General features: G+C 37.2%; 12 protein-coding genes and 2 pseudogenes. 5 read left to right on the top strand and 9 right to left on the bottom strand.

Features of this window, described 5'->3' with window-relative positions:
* Positions 1-13 precede the first annotated feature (13 nt).
* A pseudogene (locus MHH45_RS17180) lies at positions 14-1298 on the bottom strand (acetyl-CoA C-acetyltransferase).
* 9 nt (positions 1299-1307) lie between these two features.
* Positions 1308-3419 (bottom strand): (Fe-S)-binding protein, encoded by a 2112-nt coding sequence (locus MHH45_RS17175; RefSeq protein WP_016112709.1) that lies wholly within the window; start codon positions 3417-3419, stop codon positions 1308-1310.
* 204 nt (positions 3420-3623) lie between these two features.
* On the opposite strand from MHH45_RS17175, the gene cls reads away from it, so the two are divergent.
* Both cls and uvsE read left to right on the top strand, forming a co-directional pair.
* Positions 3624-4817 carry a cardiolipin synthase gene (gene cls, locus MHH45_RS17170; protein WP_016112710.1) on the top strand — a complete coding sequence of 398 codons (1194 nt, stop codon included), beginning with the start codon at positions 3624-3626 and terminating at the stop codon, positions 4815-4817.
* Between the two features lie 45 nt (positions 4818-4862).
* Positions 4863-5816, top strand: a complete 954-nt coding sequence (gene uvsE, locus MHH45_RS17165) for a UV DNA damage repair endonuclease UvsE (RefSeq protein ID WP_088093734.1) — start codon at positions 4863-4865, stop codon at positions 5814-5816.
* Between the two features lie 235 nt (positions 5817-6051).
* Here uvsE and MHH45_RS17160 read toward each other — a convergent pair whose 3' ends face one another.
* Positions 6052-6198 carry a quorum-sensing peptide PapR gene (locus MHH45_RS17160; protein WP_016112712.1) on the bottom strand — a complete coding sequence of 49 codons (147 nt, stop codon included), beginning with the start codon at positions 6196-6198 and terminating at the stop codon, positions 6052-6054.
* A 158-nt stretch (positions 6199-6356) separates the two neighbouring features.
* A complete protein-coding gene (locus MHH45_RS17155; RefSeq protein WP_016112713.1) occupies positions 6357-7211 on the bottom strand; it encodes a helix-turn-helix domain-containing protein in 855 nt (284 codons plus the stop codon).
* A 164-nt stretch (positions 7212-7375) separates the two neighbouring features.
* On the opposite strand from MHH45_RS17155, the pseudogene MHH45_RS17150 reads away from it, so the two are divergent.
* Positions 7376-7858 (top strand): annotated as a pseudogene (locus tag MHH45_RS17150) (M4 family metallopeptidase); the annotation flags it as partial.
* An 89-nt stretch (positions 7859-7947) separates the two neighbouring features.
* Here the strand turns inward: MHH45_RS17150 and MHH45_RS17145 are convergent.
* From MHH45_RS17145 to MHH45_RS17130, 4 genes are read right to left on the bottom strand one after another with little or no spacing between them, the layout of a single operon-like run.
* Positions 7948-8550 carry a response regulator transcription factor gene (locus MHH45_RS17145; protein ID WP_088093733.1) on the bottom strand — a complete coding sequence of 201 codons (603 nt, stop codon included), beginning with the start codon at positions 8548-8550 and terminating at the stop codon, positions 7948-7950.
* The gene (locus MHH45_RS17140) at positions 8547-9677 is read right to left on the bottom strand and encodes a sensor histidine kinase (RefSeq protein WP_088093732.1); all 1131 of its coding nucleotides are present in this window, start codon (positions 9675-9677) and stop codon (positions 8547-8549) included. The genes MHH45_RS17145 and MHH45_RS17140 overlap by 4 nt, the downstream gene beginning before the upstream one ends.
* The gene (locus MHH45_RS17135) at positions 9678-10412 is read right to left on the bottom strand and encodes an ABC transporter permease (RefSeq protein ID WP_088093731.1); all 735 of its coding nucleotides are present in this window, start codon (positions 10410-10412) and stop codon (positions 9678-9680) included. It abuts the gene before it with no gap.
* Positions 10409-11311 (bottom strand): ABC transporter ATP-binding protein, encoded by a 903-nt coding sequence (locus MHH45_RS17130; protein WP_016112717.1) that lies wholly within the window; start codon positions 11309-11311, stop codon positions 10409-10411. Before MHH45_RS17130 ends, MHH45_RS17135 begins: the two co-directional genes overlap by 4 nt.
* Before the next feature lie 381 nt (positions 11312-11692).
* On the opposite strand from MHH45_RS17130, the gene map reads away from it, so the two are divergent.
* A complete protein-coding gene (gene map, locus MHH45_RS17125; protein WP_016112718.1) occupies positions 11693-12439 on the top strand; it encodes a type I methionyl aminopeptidase in 747 nt (248 codons plus the stop codon).
* A gap of 439 nt (positions 12440-12878) precedes the next feature.
* Entirely contained in the window at positions 12879-14279 is a 1401-nt protein-coding gene (locus MHH45_RS17120) for a M28 family metallopeptidase (protein WP_088093730.1), read from the top strand.
* A 420-nt stretch (positions 14280-14699) separates the two neighbouring features.
* Here MHH45_RS17120 and MHH45_RS17115 read toward each other — a convergent pair whose 3' ends face one another.
* A complete protein-coding gene (locus MHH45_RS17115) occupies positions 14700-18086 on the bottom strand; it encodes a Cna B-type domain-containing protein (protein WP_340862596.1) in 3387 nt (1128 codons plus the stop codon).
* Positions 18087-18556 lie beyond the last annotated feature (470 nt).

Here is an 18556-nt window from a genome sequence, read left to right as displayed (position 1 = left end):
CTCCCCCTTTTTATTAATGAACTTCAATCATAATCGCGTCGCCTTGACCACCGCCGCTGCAAATCGATGCAATTCCAATGCCGCCGCCGCGCTGCTTCAGTGCATGAATAAGCGTTACAATAATCCGTGCCCCGCTTGCTCCAATTGGATGTCCCATCGCAACCGCGCCACCGTTTACGTTAATTTTTTCCGGATCAATTCCTGCAATATTTGCACTCGCAATTGCAACTGCTGCAAAGGCTTCGTTAATCTCAAATAAGTCAATCTCATCCACTGTCTTACCTGTTTTCTTCAAAAGCTCATTAATCGCATAGCCTGGCGTTCTTGGGAAATCTTTCGCTTCTACCGCAATTGCTGTATGTGCTAAAATCGTCGCTAACGGTTTTCTTCCTTCTTGCTGCGCTCTGTCCTCGCTCATTAATACAAGCGCCGCACCGCCATCATTTAACCCTGGTGCATTTCCAGCCGTTACTGCCGCTGTTTTATCAAATACAGGCTTTAGCTTTGCTAGCTTTTCAACTGTTGTATCTTCGCGCGGCGCTTCATCTTTTGTAACAACAATCGGCTCACCTTTTCGCTGCGGTACAGATACCGGTACGATTTCCTCTTCAAGTCGACCTTCCTTCTGCGCAGAAACTGCACGCTGATGACTGCGATATGCCCATTCATCTTGCGCTTCGCGAGAGATTCCGTCCTCCTTCGCGACTTCTCCGCCATACACACCCATATGTACGCCAGAAAATGAACACGTTAAGCCATCTACTACATTTAGATCGGCAACTTGATTATGTCCCATCCGGTATCCCCATCGTGCACCTTGTAAAATATAAGGACTATTGCTCATCGATTCCATTCCGCCTGCTACAATAAGCGTTTGATCTCCAGTACGAATAATTTGATCAGCCATTGTTACAGCTCGAAGACCAGATGCACAAACTTTATTCACTGTTTCTGTACGAGTTTCCCAAGGAAGTCCAGCTTCTCTCGCCGCTTGGCGCGAAGGAATTTGCCCCTGCCCTCCTTGAATCACCGCTCCGAATATAACTTCTTCAACATCATTTGCAGCAACATCCGCTCGCTCAAGCGCAGCTTTAATCGCAATTCCTCCAAGTTCCGTTGCTTTTACATCCTTTAAAGATCCCCCAAACTTTCCAACCGGTGTTCTTGCAGCACTTAAAATAACTGTTCTTACCACGTTTATTTCCCCCATTTCTTTTTTTCGGCGCTGAGCGCCCGCTCGATACTCCTACGCTGAGAAGAGGTGCAAATCTTGCACCTCTTTCTAAAGTTGTATGGATTCTTACGTATTACATAACTTCTTTTTTAGACCCAATTACAGAGCGTTCTAAAATCTCTGTTACATCAAGTGTCTGAACTTGCTCTTCTACTTCTTTTGCTTTCGTACCGTCACTAATCATCGTTAGGCAGTACGGGCATCCCGTACCAATGATTGACGGTTTCACAGCAAGTGCTTGCTCTGTACGTGCAACGTTAATGCGCGAACCTGTTGTTTCTTCCATCCACATAAGTCCGCCGCCTGCGCCGCAGCACATGCCTGTTTCACGATTACGCTCCATTTCAACAACTTTCACACCTGGAATTGCTTTTAAAATACTGCGCGGTGCTTCATATACTTCGTTGTATCTTCCTAAATAACAGGAGTCATGATACGTAATTGTCTCTTCAATACGGTGAACCGGCTCTAATCGTCCTTCTTTCACCCACTGTGCTAATAATTCTGTATGGTGATAGACTTCTGCTTGTAGGCCAAAGTCTGGATACTCATTTTTAAATGTGTTATAGGCATGCGGATCAATCGTAACGATTTTCTTCACGCCTGCTTTTTCAAATTCTTCAATGTTCTTTGTGGCCATCTCTTGGAATACAAATTCGTTTCCAAGGCGGCGCGGCGTATCTCCCGAGTTCTTTTCTTTATTACCAAGAATCGCAAAGGAAATGCCCGCTTTATTCATCAGCTTCGCAAATGATATTGCAATTTTCTGACTGCGGTTATCATAAGATCCCATTGAGCCTACCCAGAATAAATATTCGAACTCTTCGCCAGTCTTTGTTTTCTCTTTCACTGTTGGAACGGTTACTTCATCATCGCCTTGGCGCCACGTTTCACGCTCTTTACGGTTCAGCCCCCACGGATTCCCTTGGCGCTCAATATTTGTCATCGCACGCTGCGCTTCTGGATCCATTTTTCCTTCTGTTAAAACGAGATAACGACGTAAATCAATAACTTTGTCAACGTGTTCATTCATAACTGGACATTGATCTTCACAATTGCGGCACGTTGTACATGCCCAAATCTCTTCTTCTGTAATGACGTCTCCGATTAAACTTGGATCATAAGCAAGTGCTGTAGCAGCCGATTCTTGTTGCCCTTGCCCCGCTGCCATCATCGCTAACTGATTTCCTTGTGTATTGTTAAACGCAACCGCCGGAACCCATGGGGCCCGTGATGTTACCGCTGCCCCCTTATCCGTTAAGTGATCGCGAAGTTTTAAAATTAAATCCATTGGTGACAACATTTTGCCCGTTCCTGTTGCCGGGCACATATTTGTACAGCGCCCGCACTCTACACAAGCGTATAAATCAATAAGCTGCGTCTGTTTGAAATCCTCAATTTTCCCAACGCCGAATGTTTCTTGTGTCTCATCTTCAAAATTAATTTTTTCAAGTTTCCCTGGATTAGAAAGGCGAGTAAAGAATACATTAGCAGGTCCGGCAATTAAATGTGCGTGTTTTGATTGTGGTACATAAACTAAAAACGTTAACAAAATAAGTAGATGCACCCACCAAGAGAAATAGAACACAGAAATGGCTGCGGTTTCATTTATTCCTGAGAAAACGTAAGCGATTCCAGAAGCGATTGGTTCGCTCCACGAAAGCTCTTCGCCGTGCCATATAATGCCCATTCCGTTACCAAGTAGTACAGAAAGCATTAAGCCTCCGATAAAAATAAGAACAAGGCCTGATTTAAAATTACGTTTTAAACGAACAAGTTTTTCAACGTATCTTCTATGAAAAGCCCAAAAAACTGCGATTAAAATCATAAGTGTGATAATTTCCTGGAAGAATGTAAATGCAGGGTATAGTGGTCCAAGTGGAAGATGTGATCCTGGTGCTAATCCTTTCCAAACGAAGTCAATTGCTCCAAATTGGACAAGAATAAATCCGTAAAAAAACATAACGTGCATGATACCGCTTTTTTTATCTTTCAGCAATTTTTTTTGACCGAAAACGTTAACCTTAAGAATATCCCACCTCTCTTTAAAGCGGCGATCAAATTCTACTTTTTTTCCTAATTGTATGTAGGCCATCCTTGTTCGTATCAAATATACAAACAAATATCCAGCATAAGCAATAACAGCAATGGCAGCCAGCCAATTAATGATCAGTAAACTATTCATTTTTATGATACCCCTCTCTTTGTAAGACCTCTTTCTTTTAGAATCTTCGAAAATAAATAATTTTCTGAATTATATCTCCTATCCCCATTATATAATGAGTGAGCATTCAGTCAACAGTTTTTTGTTATACAACACAACATTTTTTCATAAAGCTGTTTATTTAGGTGAAACTATAAGAATGAATTCTCAGGAGGTAATTTGATAATGGTCTTTTTATCTCTCTTACTAATATGCTTAGTCATATGGGTCTCACTCGACTTTTTACTTGGAAGAAAACATCATTTAAAAAAAATAAAGTCCCGCCCTTTTCCCTTACGACGTAGCAATTTTAAATTGTATACATGGGGAACAAATTTATACAATGATTTATTTCTGGATATAAAGGGGGCAAAGCATCATATACATATTTTATTTTTCATTGTCAAAAATGATGAAATTAGTCAAACCTTTTTACGGCTTCTCACTGAAAAAGCCAAACAAGGTATAGAAGTACGTCTCCTTCTCGATCGTATAGGAAGCCATCATTTATCAGATGAAGCCATTCGCTCACTCAGGCAACATGGTGTATCTTTTTCATATTGTCATAAAATCAAGATCCCTTTTCTCTTTTTTTCTGCAAACCAAAGAAATCATAGAAAAATTACGATTATCGATGGGAAAATTGGTTATATTGGAGGTTTCAACATTGGAGAAGAATATTTAGGGCATGATCCTGAATTGGGCCTTTGGCGTGATTATCATTTACGCCTGACTGGCGAAGGCGTACAAGATTTACAAAAACAATTTTTGCACGATTGGCGCGATGATACAAATGAAGATTTATTAGAAGAAGCATCATTTTTTCCTAAACAGATGCCAGGACCTATGCTACACCGCTTTATCCCAACAGACGGTGCCTATTTACAGGAAACATTTGTATCACTTATTGAAAGTGCAAAAGAGGAATTATATATTGGGACACCCTATTTCATTCCGGGAAAAATAGTAATGAATGCATTATTACAAGCAAAAAAACGAGGTGTTCGCATTACGATTCTCGTTCCTAAAAAAGCAGATCACCCACTCGTTCGCGAAGCTAAATTACCATACTGCCGGAAATTGATGAGGGCAGGGTGTAATATTTATGAATTTCAACAAGGATTTTTTCACGCGAAAATTATTATGGTAGATAATCATATTTGTGATATCGGAACAGCTAATTTTGATATGAGAAGTATATACATCAATCATGAAATAAATTGTCTCCTATATGATCGGGCTTTTATACAAGAAATTAAGGTGCACATTAGCAAAGATATAGAGGGATCTACATTGCTTACTTGGAAAGATGTTTCCTCTCTCTCCCTTGTCGATAAAGGAAAAGAATGGATTGGGACGTTACTAGCGTTTTTCTTATGAAATGAAACTTTTATAATTAAATAATAAATAACGGGGGTAGGACAGATGATTATGCGCTTTGGGTATGTCTCACATGCAGTCGCTTTGTGGGACTGCTCCCCTGCTAAAACAATGACATTTACAACGTGGAAAAAGCTTGGTAAACAGGAACGAGAAGAAAAATTATATAATATTACAATGCAAAACCTTATGCATACATTACGTATCCTGCATTACAATATCGCACATGAAATTCCATTATACCGATTATCATCTTCTATCGTCCCACTCGCAACCCATCCTGAAGTTGATTTTGATTATATCGATATATTTACACCCTTTTGGCGTAAGATGGGGAAATTAATTCGAGAGCATAACTTACGAGTCAGCTTTCATCCAAATCAGTTCACATTATTTACAAGTGAAAAACCTCATATTACAGACAATGCGATCCTAGATATGACGTATCACTATAACGTATTAGATGCAATGGGATTAGCAGACTCTTCCTACATTAATATCCATATTGGGGGTGCATATGGCAACAAAGAGAAAGCTTTACTGCGCTTTCATGAAAACTTAAAAAAACTCCCCCCTCATATCAAGCAGCAAATGACACTTGAAAATGATGATAAAACATATACAGCTTCTGAAACATTAGCTGTTTGTGAGCAAGAAAGAATCCCTTTTGTATTTGATTATCATCATCACATGGCAAATCTTTGTGATGAACCGTTAGAGGACCTACTACCTGCTATTTTCGAAACATGGAATCATACAAATATCATCCCTAAGATTCATATTTCTTCACCAAAATCGGAGAAGGAATTCAGGGCCCACGCTAATTATATTGATGCTACATTTATAAAACCCTTTTTACACGTCACGAGAGAACTAAATCAAGATTTCGATATTATGATTGAGAGCAAGCAAAAAGATTTAGCTCTTTTTCAATTATTAGATGAGCTCGCTTCTATAAGAGGAGTGAGACGAATAAGCGGTGCAGCGTTACAATGGTAATTGTAACGTTTTTTCATGATGCCATTCTCTTCGGGGTGATATTATTAAAATATAGTATTTTGCTAAGGGCGTTGAAACGCATGAACAATGGTCATTTTTATATAAGCAAAATTGTGACCAGATTCACGTTTTTTAGTTAGCAAGCTTATTAATTTATTACAGAAGCGGCTCCTTAACATAAACATTTACTTAATAAAAAATAAAGAACCCATACCCTGGGTTCTTTATTTTCATCTTAGTATTCAAATGGCAAATCAGAAGCTAACTGTACTTCTTGATCATTATGAGTTATTGTATGACTTTCCTCTACTAATTTATCTCCAAAAGAAATACCCCATACCATCGCTAACGTCAACATACTACCGATAAGTAGCTTTTTCATATTCCATCACCTACATGCTTTTCTTTCAATATATCATGAAAATTTATCCATTCTATATGCAATTATGCATATCCATTAATATCCATACCTTAATTCTATCTACTTTTATAAAACACTCATTTTTATCCCTATTAATAAGCCTCTTACCGAGAAAAGCATTACTTTAATTTTTTTAAAAGTGTATCTTTATACTCATGCAGTTCTAATAAATCAAAGAAGAACAGCGCTTTTTCATAAGCTTCCTGAATGTCTTCCTGTGCATTTCCTAACCTTTCAAGACATTCACCTTTTTGATATTGCAATTGTCCAATAAATGACATGCTATTAATACGGCAAGAGATTTTAATTGCCTTTATAACCTGGTAAAGCGCCTCTTCATACCGCTCATCTAAATACAGTGCTTTTGCATGGTTATATCTAACCTTCACAGCAAATTCTTCATTGCTATGTAGAGATTCCAATTGTTTTAAAATACCTTCAAACAACTCAATACTTTTTTTGAAATATCCATTTTCTGCATAAATGTTTGCTATAGCATTTTCTATATATAAATTTTGAAATACATCAATTCCTGCTAATTCTTGATTGAGTAATTTTTTTAGTTCTAAAATACAATATTCATAATTTATCTTTTTTAACATATATGCTGCTAAATAATACTGCCATTGAAGAAATTGTTGAAATTCTGGATGATACTCATCTTTTTTGAGCTCCTCCCAGGTTTTATTATAAATTTCTTTATACTTCTTTTGTTTGCAAAGTACTATAATATGATCTTTAAACTGTTTCTTTCTTTCAATATCAGAATAAATGAGCACTTCATAAAAATGAATGATGGGAACTCTTAGCTTTGCTGCAATTCCTTGGAGTATATCCATACTTGGATATACTGAACCTGCTTCAATTCTGCTCACTTCTGATTGATGACATATATTATCAGATAACTGTTTTTGTGTTAAACCTCTTAACATTCTAATTTTCTTTATTTCCGCTCCCAGCTTTGCTGCGTGCATAATTGTTCACCATCCCATTACAGAAATCTAACTTCCGAAGTTGTCATACCACTACAATACTGGTTTTTGACAATTTTTGACATGAAACATTGCATAATATGTATCATTTAGCAAACCTTTCTTGTAAATCATCTTATACAAATACAATACTCGTAGTGTTAGAGATGAATGATAGAAAAGTTGCTAGTGTATTCCTTGTTTTTGGTCTACTCTATCCTTTATCAATGGAAGCAATTCTCGTGCCCCAGAAATTGATAAAAGTGAAGCGAACGTTGAAGTTGCTCAACCTAGTTTCATAATTAGTACATAAACTGAACCACAAAACGTCACAGTGGGAAATATCGCTAAAAATACTTAAAAGTTGAAGTACAAGAGGTTAACGCGTAACAAAAACAAGTTACCACTGAAAAAATGTTGATTTTCAACCTACAAACAAAAAGGCAAAAGAAAATCAAGCCGAAGTACGTCTTTCCCAAACATATAAAAATAACAAAATATATGGTCAAGACATCATTGTTAAAATAGATAAGCATGAGGCAATTAAGACTATTAGTGGTAAAGTTGCCCAAAATCTAGAACAGCAACCTAATCTTACTATACCAAATTTTTTGTCGAAAAACGAAGTAAAATCTGTATTACGCAATATTCCAACACGGATACTCCTTCTTAGCAACAGTAAATAATAAGGAGAATAATAGAAAAAGATGTTTACCACTATAACCGGTAAACATCTTTTTTATATCCAGCCCTTTTCTTCCGCAATCGCAATTGCTTCAAGTCGGTTTTTCGCATTTAATTTTGTTAACACATCTGAAATATAATTCCGTACAGTACCAGATGAAAGATACAGTGTCTTCGCAATTTCATTTGCTGTTTTTCCTTCTTTCGCTAATAGAAGTACTTCTTTCTCACGATCTGATAATGGATTTTGTTCTTGCCATAACCCAAACATTAATTCAGGGGAAATCTCTCGTTTTCCTTGCATCACATTGCGAATCGCTGCCGCTAAATCTTCACTTGGGCTATCTTTTAATAAATACCCGTAAACACCCGCTTTCATTGCTCTTTCAAAATATCCTGGACGTGCGAATGTCGTTAAAATCATTACCTTACATAATGATTTTTTCTTCTGCAATGTTTCAGCAACATCTAAGCCGCTTTGAATCGGCATTTCAATATCCATAATACTAATATCTGGCTGTAATGATTCAATTAACTTTAAAGCTTCTTCCCCATTTGCCGCTTGTCCAACTACTTCAATATCATCTTCTAGATCAAGAAGGGCTCTTAGTGCTCCACGAAGCATTCGTTGATCTTCAGCAATAATAATTCGAATCATGCCCTCACCTCATCTTTTCCTGTTCTAATTACGATTGGAACTTTTACCGTTAAAAGCATCCCGGGATGCGTTTCATCTAGTTCAATTGCCCCATCAATAAGTGCAATTCGTTCTTTCATACCGCGAATGCCATTTCCATCATGACCTTGTGCTTGTAACCCCACTCCATTATCTTTCACCTGCAAAATAAGTTCTCCTTGTGCTTCAAATATAGAAACTGTACACATCGATGCCTTACTATGCTTAACAACATTTGTTACAGCCTCTCTTAAACACATACCTAAAATATTTTGTTCAAGCGGTGACAATGCACTAGAACTCGCCTTCTGTTCTACTTCTAGCGTAATATTAGCCGCTTGCAAAATTGCCTTTATTTGTTCAAGCTCTTCCTCTACCGTAATCATCCGCATATCAGAAATTAATTCACGCAGCTGTTTTAAAGCTGTGCGTGATGTTTGTGTAATTTCCTTGGCTTCAAGACTTGCACGCTCCGGATTTTTCGCAATCAACTTCTCAACAAGCTGACTTTTTAGCGTAATAAGAGATAACGTATGCCCTAACGTATCGTGAAGATCTCTTGCGATTCGCTGACGTTCTTCACGCTTTACTAGGTCTTTAATCTGTTCATTTGCTTCGTTTAATTGCATTCTCAACATTTTTTTCTGATTAAAGTTACGCATACCAAATGGTGTAAGAAGCATTAAAATAAACATTGGAACTATATTGACTAAACTTGTAGTTGTTAGCTGCTTTACATACACGAATATAAAAGCTCCAAGCATTACAATCAAAAGACCAAACAACACTCGAAATACTTTTTTAGTTGGTGCAAATCCTATCGCACTTGCAGTAAAAAAGCCAAAAAAGATCATAAAGGGATTATAGAGTAAAGCAAATAGGAATATGAGCACCATTTGAATACACGCCCATAAAATAAACGTCTTTTTCACAAAATAAAGCTGACGGTATGTGATGACAAAAATCATCAGCATACCGATCCCCATTAAAAGCTTCCATCCTGATACTTGCGTTAAATTATAAATTGGGAATAGTAGATATACAAACCACATATAGGGGAAAAACCCCATATGCTTCGGAAAAATTTCAAACTGCTTCTTCTCGATCATTTATACCGCTTCCTGTCTTTTTCTTATATATATTGATATTACAACAAACATAAGGAAATAACCTCCTAAAATCGCGATATTCTCCCAGCCTATAGATTTCCCCGCTACAATATCCCATGCCCCGCTTCCGAAGTGATATGTTGGTGTCCACTCTCCAATTGTTCTTAGCACCTTTGGAAAGATTTCGATTGGCATCCATAAACCGCCTAGTACTGCTAAACTCATATTTAAAATGTTTGCGAGACCAGAAGCTGCATCTGCCTTCTTAATTGAACCTACAATCGTTCCAAGTGCTAAAAACGGCGTCACACCTATTAATAGCCATAATCCAGCACCAATCCATTGCCCGATCGTTAATTCCACGTTATTGATTAGCATGCCTGCAAGAAAGATCACAAGTATTGAAAAAGCATTTACCACTGTTTGAGAAATAATTTTAGCTGTTAAATATGCTCCCTCTGGAAGTGGTGTAATTTTTAAAAGATGTGTCCATCCCTGCCCTTTTTCTTGAGAAAGTCTCACACCAAAACTAAAAAGTGCTGTTCCTACAATACTGAAAGTAGCCATCGAAATTAAATAGTGCGCTTTCCAAGCATCTCCGTTCTGTGGTACTTGAATGACATTTGTAAAAATGTAATAAAACAGAACTGGCATTAATAATGAGAAAAAGATAAATAATTTATTGCGAAACGTACGTAAGATTTCTATTTTACATTGCATCCATAAGGCTTTCATGCAATTCCCTCCTTCTGATTTGCGACAAACTGTTCAAACGCTTCATCAAGACTTCCTCGTTCAACTGAGATATCTGTAACAGGTAAATTCTCTTTATAAATTGCTTGCAACGTAGCATCCGTATCATCTGTTGTGAGAATAACACGCGATTCATGAAACTGTACTGCTGTAACATGCGGTAGCCCCTTCAGCAAGCCTGTCGGAATTTTTTCTTTTGTATAAAATGAAATGGTTTTTCGAGAAATCGTTGCTTTCATTTCCTCCGGAGTTCCATCAGCAATGATTTCTCCGTTTGCAAATAGTAAAATTCGATCTGCTAACGCATCTGCTTCTTCTAAATAATGCGTTGTCAAAATAATCGTTTTCCCTTCACTTGCTAGCTTTCGGATCGTTTCCCAGAAAGCCTTTCTAGACGTAATATCCATTCCGACAGTCGGTTCATCTAAAAATAATAAATCCGGGTTTCCAGCAAGTGCGAGTGCAAAGTTTAATCTTCTTTTTTGACCACCTGATAATTTTTCACAACGCTGCCTTTTTTCCGATTCTAAATTTGATAACTGAAGCAATGTTTCTTTTGCAATTGGATTCGTATAATAGCTGCGAAATAGGTCAATTGCTTCCTCCACTGATATACTATCGATAACACTCACCTCTTGTAGCATTGCACCGAGGCGATTACGAACTGCTCGCCGCTTGGGACTCTTTCCAAATATAGAAACACTTCCTTCTGATGGATCCTTTAATCCAAGCATCATTGAGATTGTTGTTGTTTTCCCTGCACCGTTTGGCCCAAGAAGTGCAACAATCTGCCCCTTCTCCACATGAAATGAAACGTTATTTACAGCCTTTTTATGTTTAAATGTTTTTGAAACACCATTTACTTCAATAATCTTTTCCATCTTGCCACCTCCACTATTCCTTATATTTACATTGTATATATTGGAAGAGATGGAAAACAGTACGATGCGTCATGATGTGAATATGACAATTGTCATAAAGTGAAACTTTAATCAGTGGGGAGATGTATCCCCACTGATTATTAGCCCTCACCAATTCGGCTACGAGCAGTTTATCTCTTACCTAGCTTGCTTTCTCCGAATTTTAAGGTGGGAATATTACTGCCAGCGAATAGCGGGAGAAATACTTACGAAAGAAATTAACCAGTTAATTCCACTTCGAAACTTCAATGGAGATGAGTTAATCGCACGCAAGTAGCAGGACAAAAACAAACATGATACAATCGTATAAGATTTATAATTGAGGAAGGACAGTGGTTTTTTATGATTATTCGTAATGAACAAGATTTGGAAAGTTTACGAAAAATCGGCCGCGTTGTTGCGCTTGCACGCGAAGAGATGAAAAAACAAGCAAAGCCAGGTATGACAACGAAAGAGCTTGATTTGATCGGTAAAAAAGTATTAGATGAGCACGGTGCTATTTCTGCACCTGAAAAAGAATATGATTTTCCAGGTGTAACTTGTATTAGTGTAAATGAAGAAGTTGCACACGGTATTCCAAAAGATCAAGTATTAAAAGAAGGCGACTTAGTAAATGTTGATGTATCTGCGGCACTTGACGGTTATTATGCAGATACAGGTATCTCTTTTGTTCTTGGGCAAGATGAAGAAAAAGAAAAACTTTGCCAAGCAGCAGTAGATGCATTTTGGGCAGCAATGAAAAAAGTAAAAGCTGGTTCGAAACAAAACCAAATCGGTCGTGCAGTTTCTAACTTTGCTCATAAAAATGGCTATGCCGTTATCCAAAACTTAACAGGTCATGGCATCGGTCTTAGCTTACACGAAGCACCAAATCACATTCTAAGCTACTACGATCCAATGGATAATGCACTTCTTAAAGATGGTCTTGTTATCGCTGTAGAACCTTTCATTTCTATGAAAGCTGACCATATTATTGAACGCGGCGATGACGGTTGGACATTTGTAACACCAGATAAAAGCCTTGTTGCACAATGTGAACATACAGTCGTCGTAACACGCGGTGAGCCGATTATCTTAACTGAACTGTAAGGGATAAAAGGAATGTAAGTGGCATTCCTTTTTCTATACAAAAAAGAAGAGAAATCACACTGATTTCTCTTCTTTTCATATGGATGCCTTACATCTACTGATAATTATCATAAAATGTGGAAACATGACAATTATCATGTTCAAAAGGTTCAAGCATAGGAAAAGGAAATCTCACCATAGATTTCTTTTCCCTACATAATCTAAAGCTTGGGTACACTAGACATGCAATTTAGGGGCTTTCAAAACAAGAAAGCGAACCTTTGTCTAAAATAATAGCACATACATCTTCTCTAAAAATATGCAAATATGCATATGAAATGATCCTACTTTTATTTCTCAACTTGAATTAATTGAAAATACAAAAAACAAGAGATAGAATAGAGTCGTTATCCGTCTTCTTTTGTCAGTCAGATAGAATAGAAGAATAGGAGAGGAATATATGAAGAGAACATTGAAACAAAAAATAGTAAGCTCTTTGCTTGCTGCAACACTCGCTGTCAGCTTAGCTCCAATTGGACAAGCAAAAGCTGATTCCCCGTCAGAAACGATCAAAACTCCACCTATTACAGGGCAAGTTGATGCTAACCGTGCAATCGAACACGTCCGTTTTTTATCAGAAACAATTGGCCCGCGCCCTGGTGGAACACAATCAGAAAAATGGGCTTCTCGCTATGTTGGGATGAAATTACAGTCAATGGGATATGAAGTAGAATATCAGCCATTTGCTGTACCCGATCAATATGTGGGATTTATTGATTCTCCTTTATCACGTTCAAAAAACTGGCAAGCAGGCGCTGCTCCGAATGCTTTAATTTCTACTGAGGCTGTTACCGCTCCCCTCATTTTTGTACCAAATGGAACAAACCTAGACGAAATTCCAAATGAGGTAAACGGGAAAATTGTCTTATTTGAAAGAGGTGAAACAGTAACGGACTACAACAAACAAGTAGAAAATGCCGTTGCAAAAGGTGCAAAGGGTGTCCTCTTATATAGTTTAATTGGCGGTCGCGGTAACTATGGACAAACTTTCAATCCAAGATTAACGAAAAAACAGTCAATCCCTGTATTTGGTCTTGCTTATGCACAAGGTAATACCTTCAAAGAAGAATTAACAAAAAAGGGAAATGCAATCCTTTCTTTAAAAGCACGACATGAATCAAACCTACAATCTCTAAATGTTATCGCGAAAAAGAAACCGAAGAACAGCACTGGAAATGAAAAAGCTGTTATCGTAAGTTCCCATTATGACAGTGTTGCTGGAGCACCAGGAGCAAACGACAATGCCTCTGGAACAGGTTTGGTATTAGAATTAGCTCGCGCATTTCAAAATGTAGAAACTGACAAGGAAATCCGTTTTATTGCTTTCGGATCAGAAGAAATGGGACTAATCGGATCTGAACATTACGTTGACAACTTATCACAAACAGAACGCGCTCGTATTTTAGGTGTGTTTAATGCTGATATGGTTGCTACAAGCTATGAGAAAGCAAAAAATTTATATGCAATGACTTCAGATGGATCTACGAATCTTGTAACTGATGCTGCACTAAATGCTAGTAAGCAATTAAATAATGATCTTGTTCTTCAAGGAACATTCGGTTCTAGTGACCATGTACCGTTTGCTTATGCTGGCATCCCTGCAGCTCTGTTCATTTGGATGGGAGTAGATAGCTGGGATCCACTTATCTATCATATTGAAAAGGTATACCATACACCACAAGATAACGTTCTAGAAAACATTTCACCTGAACGTATGAAAATGGCGTTAGATGTCATTGGTACTGGTGTTTATGATGTTCTTCAAAAACCAGCTATACAAACAGGGCAGAAAGCTGCTTAATTATCATCAAAGCCACTCACTCCAAAGTGGTGGCTTTTTTTGTTAAAAAAAAATAAATATGCATAAAAGCATATTTATTTCAAGGTATTATCATGTATAATACTAAATATAACAATAACTAAATATAACAATAATAATTATACTTGATAAGAACATTTCTATTATTAAAAACAACGATTCTTGCAGGTGTATTAACTTTTGCTGGACAGGAGCTACTGCTGCAACCATTCAAGAACAAAGCTTTACAAAATACTATTTCTAATTTCGCTATAGAAAACCCCCCTTCAGGTTGCATTCTTTCCTTCACCTTATCATGAAGTTTTTTTGAATATCTACCTAAAGGGAGTAATATCAATAGTAATTTTTTAAATTTGTCTGCTACTCAGATTACAGTGTAATCAATAATCTAAAGCTTTTTTATTATTTTATTCGTTGACGAGCGAATAGAAGTCCACCTAAAAGGAACAATACCATACCTCCAACAATTGAAATGATTTCCGTGGATGTTCCTCCTGTGTTAGGAAGTAATACTGTCGGCTTATCATTTTCTGTAGTAGGTGGAACTTTTGAATCGTTATTTGTGTTTGGATCTTTTGGATCTGTGCTTGGATCTTTTGGATCTGTGCTTGGATCTTTTGGATCTGTGCTTGGATCTTTTGGATCTGTGCTTGGATCTTTTGGATCTACGTCCTTGATTTTTGTATTCGTGATGTCATAACCATTCACTTCTGTTTGGTATCCATCTACTTTTTGTTCTTTCACTTCATACTTATATGCCTTTCCTTCGGCATCGTATGCCGCTAAATCTTTGAATTCATATTTCCAACCGCTTGCTTCACTTACTTCTTGTGTCGCAAGCACTTGGCCATTTTGTAGTAAGTCTACTTTGATCATTGCCGGACGATCTTTCGCATTGTCGTCTTTCCATGTCTTCGTTCCTTCTACTTTTGTTTGACCAACCTTTGTATTCGTGATGTCATAACCTTTTACTTCTGTTTGATATCCGTCTACTGCTTGTTCTTTTACTTCATACTTGTATGCCTTTCCTTCGGCATCGTATGCTGCTAAATCTTCAAATTCATATTTCCAGTCTGTTGCTTTGCTTACTTCTTGCGTTGCAATCACTTGGCCATTTTGTAGTAAGTCTACTTTAATTGCTTTCGGACGATCTTTCGCATTATCGTCTTTCCATGTTTTCGTTCCTTCTACTTTTGTTTGACCAACCTTTGTATTCGTGATGTCATAACCATGTACTTCTGTTTGATATCCGTCTACTGCTTGTTCTTTTACTTCATACTTGTATGCCTTCCCTTCGGCATCGTATGCTGCTAAATCTTCAAATTCATATTTCCAGTCTGTTGCTTTGCTTACTTCTTGCGTTGCAATCACTTGGCCATTTTGTAGTAAGTCTACTTTGATCATTGCCGGACGATCTTTCGCATTATCGTCTTTCCATGTTTTCGTTCCTTCTACTTTTGTTTGGCTTACTTTTGTATTCGTAATGTCATAACCTTTTACTTCTGTTTGATATCCGTCTACTTTTTGTTCTTTCACTTCATACTTATATGCTTTTCCTTCAGCATCGTATGCTGCTAAATCTGTAAACGCATATTTCCAACCTGTTTCTTCACTTACTTCTTGTGTCGCAACCACTTGATCATTTTGTAGTAAGTCTACTTTAATCATCTTCGGACGATCTTTCGCATTATCGTCTTTCCATGTTTTCGTTCCTTCTACTTTTGTTTGGCCTACTTTTGTATTCGTGATGTCATAACCTTTTACTTTTGATTCGTATCCGTCTACTGGTTGTTCTTTCACTTCATACTTGTAAGCTACTCCATTTTCATCATATGCCACTAAATCTTTAAACTCATACTTCCACTCTGTTGCTTTGCTTACTTCTTTCGTGTCAATCTCTTTGCCATTTTGTAGTAATTTTACTTTGATTGACTCTGGGCGATCTGATGCATTGTTATCGTTCCAAGTCTTCGTTCCTGAAACTGATGTCTTGCCTACTTTTGTATTCGTGATGTCGTAACCTTTTACTTCTGTTTGATATCCATCTACCGGTTGTTCTTTCACTTCATATTTATATGCTTTTCCGTCTGCATCGTTTACCACTAAATCTTTGAATTCATACTTCCAGCCTGTTGCTTCTGTTACTTCTTGTGTTGCGATCACTTGGCCATTTTGTAGTAAGTCTACTTTGATCATTACCGGACGATTTGTTGCGTTTCCGTCCTTCCACGTCTTCGTTCCTTCTACTTTTGTTGTTTGTACCACTTTTGTATTTGTAATGTCATAACCTTTTACTTCTGTTTGATATCCATCTACCGGTTGTTCTTTTACTTCATACTTATATGCATTTCCGTCTGTATCATATGCCGCTAAGTCTTTGAATTCATATTTCCAGCCTGTTGCTTCTGCTACTTCTTGTGTTGCGATCACTTTACCATTTTGTAGTAAGTCTACCTTAATCATCGTCGGGCGATCTTTCGCATTATCGCCTTTCCACGTCTTCGTTCCCAAAACAGATGTAGTTTTCACTTTATTCGGAATCGGCAACTCCACTCCATTTACATCACCTGATTTAACCTCGAAACTTACTTTTGCTTGAGGATCGAAATCAACATAGTCTGGAGCTGAAACCTCTTGCATATAATATTTACCCGGTTGTAAGTTAGGAATTTCAATTATCCCTTCGTTATTTGTTTTATATTCGCCCCCAACTTGTTCACCCGACTCTTTATACAACTTAAACGAAACATTCGGGATTACTTTTTCTTTATTTCCTTCAATATGTTTAACAATTTTTAGCGTTCCTTTTGGAACCTCATTACCTTCAGCACCACCGCCAGCTGTCATATTTTCGACTGGGTAACTACCCGAGTCAGAAATTGGGTCTTTGTGCAGAACTTGGTAATCAATCGTATAATCATTCTTAAAAAACTCTTGCTTCTTTCCGGCTTCCGTTATAGTAGATGTATAACCAATCGAAAAGGAGGCAAGACGTGCTTTATCCTTATAAAGCACAACTTTAAATGATCTGTCACCAGTAAAGGTAATCGTTCCGTAACGTTGCTTTTCAAACTCTTGTAGCGTTAAAGATCGACGACCTATATCATCATCAATAATTATATAGAAACTATCCTTATTAAGTGTTTGACCTTCCTGTAAATTATCAGTCACAACAATATCGCGACTTAACTCTTCTTTATTTAAGTTTATATTCAAGAACCAACGTACTTCATTGTCCTTACCTGAGTTCATATCACCAGTTTTATAAAAAAACGGTCCCTTTCCAGGATCTGTACCACCACCACCACCGCTTGGACCGGTAATTGTTACAGATTGCTTATCTACATTTGTACCGAAATTGGTTTCAATCTCTTTCTTTTGATCCGTCCCTACATTAGCAGCTTCCACGTAAAAGTTTAAATACCCTTTAATATTTTGATGTGTACTCACTCTATCATTAAATGTACATACCACAGTACCTGCTGTGACTTTACAAGTACCATAGTCATCTAATGGAAACTCTCTATCTAATCCTTTTAATTCTGGAGGCAGCGTTAATGTTAGTTTGTCTCCGGGCTTCAGCCTAAGTCCATTTTTTTCACTGAAGTTTACAGTTACTTTAGTCCGTTCTGTGGTCTGTAGATTTGTTTTACCAATCTGAAAACTATCCACAAGTCCTGCTGTATTTAACTCTTGTGCATTTGCTATTATAGGCAGCAAACTCTGACCTATAGTAAACATAAAAATCATTATAATCGAAAAAATCGAAGTAACTCTTTTTAAATACATATTTTATACTATCCTCCCTATAAAATTAAATGTTGCTAGATTTTGGTACAAACATACTATGACAAAGATTCTATTATTCAATGTCATTAAGCTATTTTACTTAAATATGTTTGATAGCTATTATCATCCTTTTCTCTTTTTTCAACTCTTCTATTGTTTAGAAACTTGAAATTTGCTTTTTATATAGATTCATCTAATTTCTCCAACATATCTAAACCGTGTTATTTCTGGTCTATATTGTTTAACAAAAACAAATAAGGGAACGAACAAATTTTGATAAAGGAATTCAAAAAGCATTCACGACAAAACTCATGACAGTCATTCACTTTATTATGCCGGAGAGGTTACAAAGCTTCTTCATGCCTATCGCAAACGATTGCACAATACACAAAAACTTTCAGTGCGGACAAGTATGGACGAACTACTTCACAGCAAATATGTATTTGGCCAACTTACATACTTACCCTCCT

The sequence above is a fragment of the Bacillus sp. FSL K6-0042 genome (assembly GCF_038006685.1).
Classification (GTDB): domain Bacteria; phylum Bacillota; class Bacilli; order Bacillales; family Bacillaceae_G; genus Bacillus_A; species Bacillus_A pseudomycoides.
This window is presented reverse-complemented; position numbering and strand designations above follow the sequence as displayed.

Bases quoted from the DNA above. Each gene is read 5' to 3' on its own strand.
- MHH45_RS17175 (WP_016112709.1), bottom strand. From the start codon at position 3,419: ATGAATAGTTTACTGATCATTAATTGGCTGGCTGCCATTGCTGTTATT.
- cls (WP_016112710.1), top strand. From the start codon at position 3,624: ATGGTCTTTTTATCTCTCTTACTAATATGCTTAGTCATATGGGTCTCA.
- uvsE (WP_088093734.1), top strand. From the start codon at position 4,863: ATGATTATGCGCTTTGGGTATGTCTCACATGCAGTCGCTTTGTGGGAC.
- MHH45_RS17160 (WP_016112712.1), bottom strand. From the start codon at position 6,198: ATGAAAAAGCTACTTATCGGTAGTATGTTGACGTTAGCGATGGTATGG.
- MHH45_RS17155 (WP_016112713.1), bottom strand. From the start codon at position 7,211: ATGCACGCAGCAAAGCTGGGAGCGGAAATAAAGAAAATTAGAATGTTA.
- MHH45_RS17145 (WP_088093733.1), bottom strand. From the start codon at position 8,550: ATGATTCGAATTATTATTGCTGAAGATCAACGAATGCTTCGTGGAGCA.
- MHH45_RS17140 (WP_088093732.1), bottom strand. From the start codon at position 9,677: ATGATCGAGAAGAAGCAGTTTGAAATTTTTCCGAAGCATATGGGGTTT.
- MHH45_RS17135 (WP_088093731.1), bottom strand. From the start codon at position 10,412: ATGAAAGCCTTATGGATGCAATGTAAAATAGAAATCTTACGTACGTTT.
- MHH45_RS17130 (WP_016112717.1), bottom strand. From the start codon at position 11,311: ATGGAAAAGATTATTGAAGTAAATGGTGTTTCAAAAACATTTAAACAT.
- map (WP_016112718.1), top strand. From the start codon at position 11,693: ATGATTATTCGTAATGAACAAGATTTGGAAAGTTTACGAAAAATCGGC.
- MHH45_RS17120 (WP_088093730.1), top strand. From the start codon at position 12,879: ATGAAGAGAACATTGAAACAAAAAATAGTAAGCTCTTTGCTTGCTGCA.
- MHH45_RS17115 (WP_340862596.1), bottom strand. From the start codon at position 18,086: ATGTATTTAAAAAGAGTTACTTCGATTTTTTCGATTATAATGATTTTT.